The organism is Alkalicoccus saliphilus (assembly GCF_003044065.1).
Classification (GTDB): domain Bacteria; phylum Bacillota; class Bacilli; order Bacillales; family Salisediminibacteriaceae; genus Alkalicoccus; species Alkalicoccus saliphilus.
The window spans coordinates 112,847-119,679 of the sequence record NZ_PZJJ01000007.1; the positions used below are offsets into that span (position 1 = coordinate 112,847).

General features: G+C 47.0%; 11 protein-coding genes. 8 read left to right on the plus strand and 3 right to left on the minus strand.

Features of this window, described 5'->3' with window-relative positions:
- Position 1: 1 nt before the first annotated feature.
- From C6Y45_RS06410 to C6Y45_RS06420, 3 genes are read left to right on the plus strand one after another with little or no spacing between them, the layout of a single operon-like run.
- Positions 2-1,129, plus strand: a complete 1,128-nt coding sequence (locus C6Y45_RS06410) for a DUF4097 family beta strand repeat-containing protein (RefSeq protein ID WP_107584399.1) — start codon at positions 2-4, stop codon at positions 1,127-1,129.
- A 28-nt stretch (positions 1,130-1,157) separates the two neighbouring features.
- A complete protein-coding gene (locus C6Y45_RS06415; protein WP_425427859.1) occupies positions 1,158-1,361 on the plus strand; it encodes a PspC domain-containing protein in 204 nt (67 codons plus the stop codon).
- Complete coding sequence (locus C6Y45_RS06420; RefSeq protein ID WP_107584401.1) at positions 1,358-1,714, plus strand: phage holin family protein; 357 nt, start codon at positions 1,358-1,360, stop codon at positions 1,712-1,714. The genes C6Y45_RS06415 and C6Y45_RS06420 overlap by 4 nt, the downstream gene beginning before the upstream one ends.
- 49 nt (positions 1,715-1,763) lie before the next feature.
- On the opposite strand, the gene C6Y45_RS17405 is transcribed toward C6Y45_RS06420, so the two are convergent.
- Positions 1,764-1,937 carry a hypothetical protein gene (locus C6Y45_RS17405; RefSeq protein WP_160058173.1) on the minus strand — a complete coding sequence of 58 codons (174 nt, stop codon included), beginning with the start codon at positions 1,935-1,937 and terminating at the stop codon, positions 1,764-1,766.
- A gap of 223 nt (positions 1,938-2,160) precedes the next feature.
- Here C6Y45_RS17405 and hprK point away from each other — a divergent pair, with 223 nt between their 5' ends.
- The 5 genes from hprK to C6Y45_RS06445 all read left to right on the plus strand — a co-directional run bounded on the left by hprK (position 2,161) and on the right by C6Y45_RS06445 (position 6,205).
- Positions 2,161-3,099 (plus strand): HPr(Ser) kinase/phosphatase, encoded by a 939-nt coding sequence (hprK, locus tag C6Y45_RS06425; RefSeq protein WP_107584402.1) that lies wholly within the window; start codon positions 2,161-2,163, stop codon positions 3,097-3,099.
- A gap of 23 nt (positions 3,100-3,122) precedes the next feature.
- Positions 3,123-3,935: a prolipoprotein diacylglyceryl transferase gene (lgt, locus tag C6Y45_RS06430; RefSeq protein ID WP_107584403.1), complete on the plus strand. Its 813-nt coding sequence runs from the start codon at positions 3,123-3,125 to the stop codon at positions 3,933-3,935.
- 100 nt (positions 3,936-4,035) lie between these two features.
- Positions 4,036-4,998 (plus strand): nucleoside recognition domain-containing protein, encoded by a 963-nt coding sequence (locus C6Y45_RS06435; RefSeq protein ID WP_107584404.1) that lies wholly within the window; start codon positions 4,036-4,038, stop codon positions 4,996-4,998.
- Between the two features lie 31 nt (positions 4,999-5,029).
- Entirely contained in the window at positions 5,030-5,686 is a 657-nt protein-coding gene (gene ppaX / locus C6Y45_RS06440) for a pyrophosphatase PpaX (protein WP_107584405.1), read from the plus strand.
- Between the two features lie 12 nt (positions 5,687-5,698).
- Complete coding sequence (locus C6Y45_RS06445) at positions 5,699-6,205, plus strand: acyltransferase (protein ID WP_107584406.1); 507 nt, start codon at positions 5,699-5,701, stop codon at positions 6,203-6,205.
- Positions 6,206-6,510: 305 nt separating this feature from the next.
- Here C6Y45_RS06445 and C6Y45_RS17830 read toward each other — a convergent pair whose 3' ends face one another.
- Positions 6,511-6,762, minus strand: a complete 252-nt coding sequence (locus C6Y45_RS17830; RefSeq protein ID WP_218017796.1) for a hypothetical protein — start codon at positions 6,760-6,762, stop codon at positions 6,511-6,513.
- Positions 6,743-6,832, minus strand: a complete 90-nt coding sequence (locus tag C6Y45_RS18175) for an IS3 family transposase (protein WP_425427847.1) — start codon at positions 6,830-6,832, stop codon at positions 6,743-6,745. Before C6Y45_RS18175 ends, C6Y45_RS17830 begins: the two co-directional genes overlap by 20 nt.
- Position 6,833 lies beyond the last annotated feature (1 nt).

Sequence of the window (6,833 nt, forward strand, 5' to 3'; positions counted from 1 at the left end):
AATGCAGGAAGAACGTCAGATGATTCTTAAAATGATTGAGGACGGTAAAATTTCCGCAGAAGAGGGCATGCGTCTGCTGAACGCTTTAAAGGATGAAGGGAGCGGGACGAAAGCTTCTGAAGGCAAGTCAGAAAAAGGGGAAGGAGACCGCCGCTCAGAAGATACGAAGCGCGGCAGCACCTCCAAAAAACAGCGCGGGCCCTGGGATTACCAGCAGGCGGAAGAAAAATTCAGCTCCTTCGCTTCGAAATTCTCTGAATTTGTTGATGATGCTGTTCACCGGGTCAAAGATATGGATCTGGACTTCAATTTCGGCAGTTCTGAGGGAATTGATCATGTGTTTGAACAAAAGGACGTTTTCCTTAAAGAGGCAGATATTCACGTAGAGAACGGAAGCATTGATCTTCGGCCTTCCGAAAGCGGGGAGGTCCGGGTCGAATGCGATGTGCAGGTGTACCGGGTGCGGGATAAAGAGGAAGCCCGCCGGGAATTTCTCCGGGACGTTCAGTTCAGCGTGTCGAACGGGAAGTTGAAACTTGAATCCCGTAAAAAATCGATGAGGGTTAATGCTATTGTTTATATGCCGGTGGAAAATCTGGATAAACTGAAGCTCTATACGTTTAATGGAAAAATTAAGGGGGAACATATCCCCGTACACGAGTTGAATGCCAAAGCAGTCAATGGAAAAATTTCCTTCGAACGGATAGATGCCAAAGAGTGCCATCTGGAAACCATGAACGGTTCCATCGGTGTTAAGCAGCTCTACACAGTAGAAGCAGATCTTAAGACGATGAACGGCTCTGTTGACATTGAAGCGGCAAGAGGAAATATTCATATAGAATCCGTGAACGGGACGGTCCATTTCCGTCTTGCAGAAGCTTCCCAGGCAAAAACGTATATAAAAACTACTACGGGAAGTATTTTTGTTGCTGTCCCTGAAAACGCAAAAACAGAAGGGGAAGTAAAAACTTCCGTCGGCGGTATTCACTGCCAGCTATCCGATATGAGCATTATTGAAGAGAAAAAAGAATTTGCGAGCAAAAAAATGACCTTTATTGCCAACAAGCAGGGAGAAGGTCACTTTTATATCGAAGCAGAAGCGATGACGGGCTCTGTTCACATCAAATAATTCGATCGTTAAGGAAAAGGAGAGTGTGATGATGAAGCGTATTGCACGTACGACAAGAGATAGAAAACTGGCGGGTGTCTGTGGAGGATTGGCGGATTATTTCAATATTGATCCGACGCTTGTCCGCATCATTGCGGTAGTGCTGTTTATACCTTTTTCCGCGTTGATCGCAGCGCTTTATATTGCAGCTATTTTCCTCATACCAAACGACACGGATGTGGTTGATACATGAGCTGGCTGATACAGTTAGTAGTAAACGCCGTTGTTCTCCTGATTATTGCCAATCTGTTTGACAGTATTGAGCTGACAGGTTTTGGAGCAGCGGTGATTGCCAGTCTGATTCTGGCAGTCGTAAATATTATCGTTAAACCTATTCTCGTCATTTTGACACTGCCTGCAACCATTCTTTCCCTCGGGCTGTTTTTATTCGTGATTAACGCCATCACGCTTATGCTTACAGCGTGGCTGATGGGAAGCAGTTTTGTAATTGACGGATTTTTATGGGCGCTCGCTGCAGCCGTGATCTTTGCGATCCTCAATTCTATTATTTCAAACTTCATTGTTGATCCGCTGGTAAAGCGCTGAAGCAGAATATCCAGTGAACCGAACTATTTCTTTACCCCGGGAAGCCCTGTCAGAAATTAACTGGCAGGGCTTCAGGTCGTTTATAAGACATACGGTTCCCTGCTTTCGTTTCCATAGAGAGGCTTTCCGGGCCGATCCGGAGTCCCTTCATCTCTCCTGCAGCATTTGATTCGCTGTTCTTACGCTGGGAAAGGGAAGAGGCTATTCTGGTGATTCGTTTCATCTGGTACACTTTTTAAAGAAGCGGGTTAATAGAAGGACGGCTTCACGGCAGGCTGTGCTGGAGCGAAGTTTACACCGATTTACAGGGATTGTTTTGACACAGACGGTATGAAAATCAACCTGCAAATTGTGCGTTTTAAAATGTGCAGAAGGACTTCTTCCACAGGGCCGGTTTTGATATGCTAAAATGGATAAATAGGCTGCTTGCTGAGAGGAGAATGAAGATGGCAGAAATAACAGCAAAAGTATTAATGGAGGAATTTGAACTCACGCTTCTGAATGATGAGGAATCAGTGACATTCCGCCCTGTTACAACGAGTGATATTTCCCGCCCGGGGATGGAAATGGCGGGTTTTTTTACATATTACCCGGCGAAGCGTATTCAGCTGCTCGGTAAAACGGAAATGAGCTTTTATGAACAGCTGTCAAAAGAAGACCAGCAGGATCGGATGGTCCGTCTCTGTACGTATGATACCCCGGCAATTATACTGTCGAGAGGACTGCAGCCGCCTGCTGAACTTACAGAGGCTGCTGATGAAGTCGGCGTTCCTGTTTTTTCTGCAGATATGTCGACGACCCGGCTCAGCAGTAAACTGACGACGTTTTTGGAGAGTAAACTGGCTCCAATGACTGCGATGCACGGAGTACTTATAGATATTTATGGTATTGGGGTATTAATTACCGGATCCAGCGGGGTCGGAAAAAGTGAAACAGCTCTCGATCTTGTACGCAGGGGCCATCGTCTCGTCGCGGATGATTCGGTGGAAATCCGTCAGGAGCAGGAAGGAGTGCTTGTCGGCCGGTCGCCGGAATTGATCCGCCATCTGCTTGAAATAAGAGGTCTCGGAATTATCAACGTAATGACTTTGTTCGGGGCAGGAGCCGTAAGGAATGAAAAACGTATTGGGCTTTCGATTGATCTGGAAGCCTGGGATCAAAAAAAGCAGTATGACCGACTCGGACTGGATGAAGAACATTTGAAAGTATTTGAAACAGACCTGCCGAAGATAACGGTCCCTGTAAGGCCGGGACGAAATCTGGCCGTTATTATTGAAGTTGCAGCGATGAATTTCCGGCTGAAGCGGATGGGCATCAACGCTGCAGAACAGTTTTCGGAAAGGCTGACCTCTGTTATTGAGGAAAGCGACGCCGATCAGGATTAAGTTTATAGAATGAGGTGACGAGATTGTTGTTAACTGCACAGCCGCTGGATCCAATTGCGTTTGAACTTGGTCCGATTACGGTTTTCTGGTACGGAATATTGATCGGCTTAGGGGCTCTTCTTGGGTATCTTCTCGTAAACAGAGAAATGAAAAAAAGAGGTCTTCCGGAAGATATGCTGGCCGACCTGCTTATATTTGCCCTGCCGGCAGCGATTATCGGTGCCAGGATTTACTATGTTATTTTCCGCTGGGAACAGTTTGCGGACAACCCGATGCGGGCTTTTGCCATCTGGGAGGGCGGGCTCGCCATTCATGGGGCACTGATCGCCTCGGTAATTACAGGTCTTATTTTTGCAAAGGTGAAGAAAGTTTCTTTCTGGAAGCTTGCTGATATTGCAGCACCGGGTATTCTGCTCGGTCAGGCTGTCGGCCGCTGGGGAAACTTTATGAATCAGGAAGTGTATGGCGGAGAAGTATCCCGAAGCTTTTTGGAAGGGATGATGCTGCCTGACTTTATTATCGAGCAGATGTTTATTAATGGATCGTACCACCATCCAACATTTTTGTATGAATCGGTCTGGAATCTGCTCGGAGTGGCTCTGCTGCTTTATCTCCGCCGATGGAACCTCCGGCGCGGAGAAATGTTTTTAACCTACGTTATTTATTACTCTGTTGCGAGGCTGTTTATCGAAGGAATCCGCACGGATTACCTGCTGATTTTCGGTACGCTGCGTACGGCACAGGTGCTGTCCATTATACTTATTATTGGAAGTATTATTTTGATTATTTACCGCAGAAAAACAGGACTTGCTGATAAACGATATTTGGATGACTGATAAAAATGACGTGGTAAAATGATGTTTTTACGATAACTGTTTATCCGCTGCACAAAGGTGTTTCGGCAGAAAGTCAAAAAAGTAAGGGAGGGGAAAGTGGATGCGGACGCTGAAAGAAGGACTCATTGTCGGACTGCTGACAACGTGGAAACTCGGAAAAATAATTTTTCCAATTACGCTGATTGTCACGATGCTCAGCCAGACAGCTGCAATGGACTGGCTGACGCGGATGCTTTCCCCGATGATGGGGTGGATCGGTCTCCCCGGTGAAGCTGCAATTCCACTTGTTCTTGGGAATGTATTGAATCTTTATGCGGCTATCGGTGCCATGCTTACGATGGAACTGACCGTGAAAGAAGTCTTTATTCTTGCTGTTATGCTGTCTTTTTCGCATAATTTATTTGTAGAGTCTGCAGTAGCCAAACAGGTTGGACTGAGCGTCACGATTACGCTCGCTGTCCGGGTCGGTCTCGCGCTTTTATCTGCATGGATTATTCACTTGGTCTGGCAGGGAGGAAGCGAACGGGCGGAATACGGTTTTGTTCCGTCGGGACCGTCGGAAGTGGAAGGTTTTCTTCCGATTATCTTTTATGGAATGGAAAGTGCGGTCATCGGCATCCTGCAGCTTGCAGCGATCGTCATACCCATAATGATCTTTATTCAGGTGATGAAGGATATGCGCTGGCTGCCTGTATTTTCCCGCTGGATGACACCGTTCACGAAACTGCTCGGAGTAAAGTCCAACACGTCGACAACGCTTGCTGCCGGTTTGTTTTTCGGTCTTGCCTACGGGGCGGGAGTAATGATCCAGGCGGCGAGGGAAGACGGTGTTTCCAAAAAGGATCTGTACCTTGTATTTATTTTTCTTGCAGCATGTCACGCAGTCATAGAGGATACACTTATATTCGCGCCGCTCGGAATACCGCTCTGGCCGCTGCTGCTCGTACGGCTCGTAACGGCGGTACTGCTGACGGTGGCAGTCGCCTTTATTTGGAACCGTCTGGAGAAAAAAGAGCAGGAGGAAACAACCGAAGAAAGAAGACCGGCAGCTTCCGACAGGTAGCAGCCGCCTGATACAGAAAGGAGAAAAAAGCATGAATCATAAAATTGATACGATTCTTTTTGACCTCGATGGAACGCTGATTAATACGATCGATCTGATCGTTGCCTCCTTTGAGCATACACTTGACCATTATTTCCCGGGGAAATACGGCAGAGAGGAAATTGCCACCTTTATCGGTCCCCCGCTTTCGGAAACTTTCGGACGGCTGAATCCCGGCTATACAGAGGAAATGATCGGTATGTACCGGAAGTTCAACCACGCGAATCACGACGACCTTGTTTCGGAGTATGAAGGAGTCCAGGAAACATTGGACGAACTTTACGATGCGGGCTATCACATGGCTGTTGTTACTTCGAAAAGAAGAGACACAGCGGTGAAAGGACTGCAGTTGATGAATATGGAAAAATACTTTCCTGTTATTGTTTCACTGGATGAGGTAACTAAACCGAAACCGGATCCGCAGCCGCTTTATACAGCACTGGATCAGCTTGGACGAAAAGCCGGGCAGGCGCTTATGGTCGGTGACAGCGAGCATGATATTCTTGCCGGTAAAAATGCCGGAACAAAAGCAGCGGGTGTTGCCTGGTCCATTAAAGGGAAGGAACATTTGGAAAGCTACAGTCCGGACATCATGCTGCACAGCATGCCGGAGCTTTTAAACTATATTAAAACACCGAACGTAAAGTAAGGAGACGGTATAATGGCGCGCAGGACAGAAAGCTACAAAGTTACTACGTCAAATTCTCTCTGGCAGGTTTATAAAACAGTGCCTTTTCTAAAAGTGGTAAAGAATTTCGCAGTGATTCAGCTTGCGCGCTATATGCCTTTTCTCGGCGTGAAAAACTGGCTGTACCGGACATTTCTGCGTGCTGAAATTGGAGACAGGTCAGCGATTGCTCTTATGGTGATGTTTGATGTGATGTTCCCGGAAAAGATTTCTATCGGAAAAAATTCTGTCGTCGGCTATAACACAACCATACTCGCCCACGAATATTTAATAGATGAATATCGTCTCGGCCATGTGCGAATCGGAGATAATGTCATGATCGGAGCAAACACAACTATTCTCCCCGGCGTTACTATCGGGGATGGTGCAGTCGTGTCGGCTGCTACGCTCGTGCATAAAGATGTTCCGCCCGGCACGTTTGTCGGCGGAAATCCGATGCAGATCATCCGGACGAAGGAAGAGCCAGCAGCTAATGATTAAGCGGCTGGCTTCTTTTTTTAAATCTGTGTTTAAAGTTGGCTATTGATCACTGGAGAAACACTTCACTTCGGCCTGCCGTGGAGGAGATTTTCGGGCAGGCTGCGCCCTGCGGGATCTTCCAATCTCCTTCTTCCACGGGCCGGTTTCCGCTTCGTTTTTTCGTAGAAAAAGAAAAGTTCTGTTTTTTATAAACACGGCTCTTTTTTTAGAAAAAGAGCCGCCAGACTGTTGATAAAGTATTTTTTGATGTATGGATATACACTACCCTGCTTCGCCTCCCGGGACGCTTTCCGGGCGGGCCGGGCTCAGCTAATTCCTTCCACCCACAGGCTGGAAGGAATGGATCTTCGCCTCGTCCTTGGTCGCCCAGGAGTCGCCCCTGCGGCTGCTGCAGGGAAATTTAAAAAGGTTTTGCGATGAAAAATCTCTCTTAACAAAGCTGTTTTCTCCATTAAAGAGATGGTTTTTCCTCCGAAACGTCCGGTGGAGACGCCGATGGGAATGATGTGCACCCCTGAAATTAGACACCAAAATTTGTCAAATAATCGCTGGCTCATGATGCAGGCGGTATTGTACCGGGCTTACTTTTAAACGGGATTTTATGCGATCGTGATTATAGTAATGGATA

Bases quoted from the DNA above. Each gene is read 5' to 3' on its own strand.
- C6Y45_RS06415 (WP_425427859.1), top strand. From the start codon at position 1,158: ATGATGAAGCGTATTGCACGTACGACAAGAGATAGAAAACTGGCGGGT.
- hprK (WP_107584402.1), top strand. From the start codon at position 2,161: ATGGCAGAAATAACAGCAAAAGTATTAATGGAGGAATTTGAACTCACG.
- ppaX (WP_107584405.1), top strand. From the start codon at position 5,030: ATGAATCATAAAATTGATACGATTCTTTTTGACCTCGATGGAACGCTG.
- C6Y45_RS06410 (WP_107584399.1), top strand. From the start codon at position 2: ATGCAGGAAGAACGTCAGATGATTCTTAAAATGATTGAGGACGGTAAA.
- C6Y45_RS17405 (WP_160058173.1), bottom strand. From the start codon at position 1,937: ATGAAACGAATCACCAGAATAGCCTCTTCCCTTTCCCAGCGTAAGAAC.
- C6Y45_RS17830 (WP_218017796.1), bottom strand. From the start codon at position 6,762: ATGAGCCAGCGATTATTTGACAAATTTTGGTGTCTAATTTCAGGGGTG.
- C6Y45_RS06420 (WP_107584401.1), top strand. From the start codon at position 1,358: ATGAGCTGGCTGATACAGTTAGTAGTAAACGCCGTTGTTCTCCTGATT.
- C6Y45_RS06435 (WP_107584404.1), top strand. From the start codon at position 4,036: ATGCGGACGCTGAAAGAAGGACTCATTGTCGGACTGCTGACAACGTGG.
- C6Y45_RS06445 (WP_107584406.1), top strand. From the start codon at position 5,699: ATGGCGCGCAGGACAGAAAGCTACAAAGTTACTACGTCAAATTCTCTC.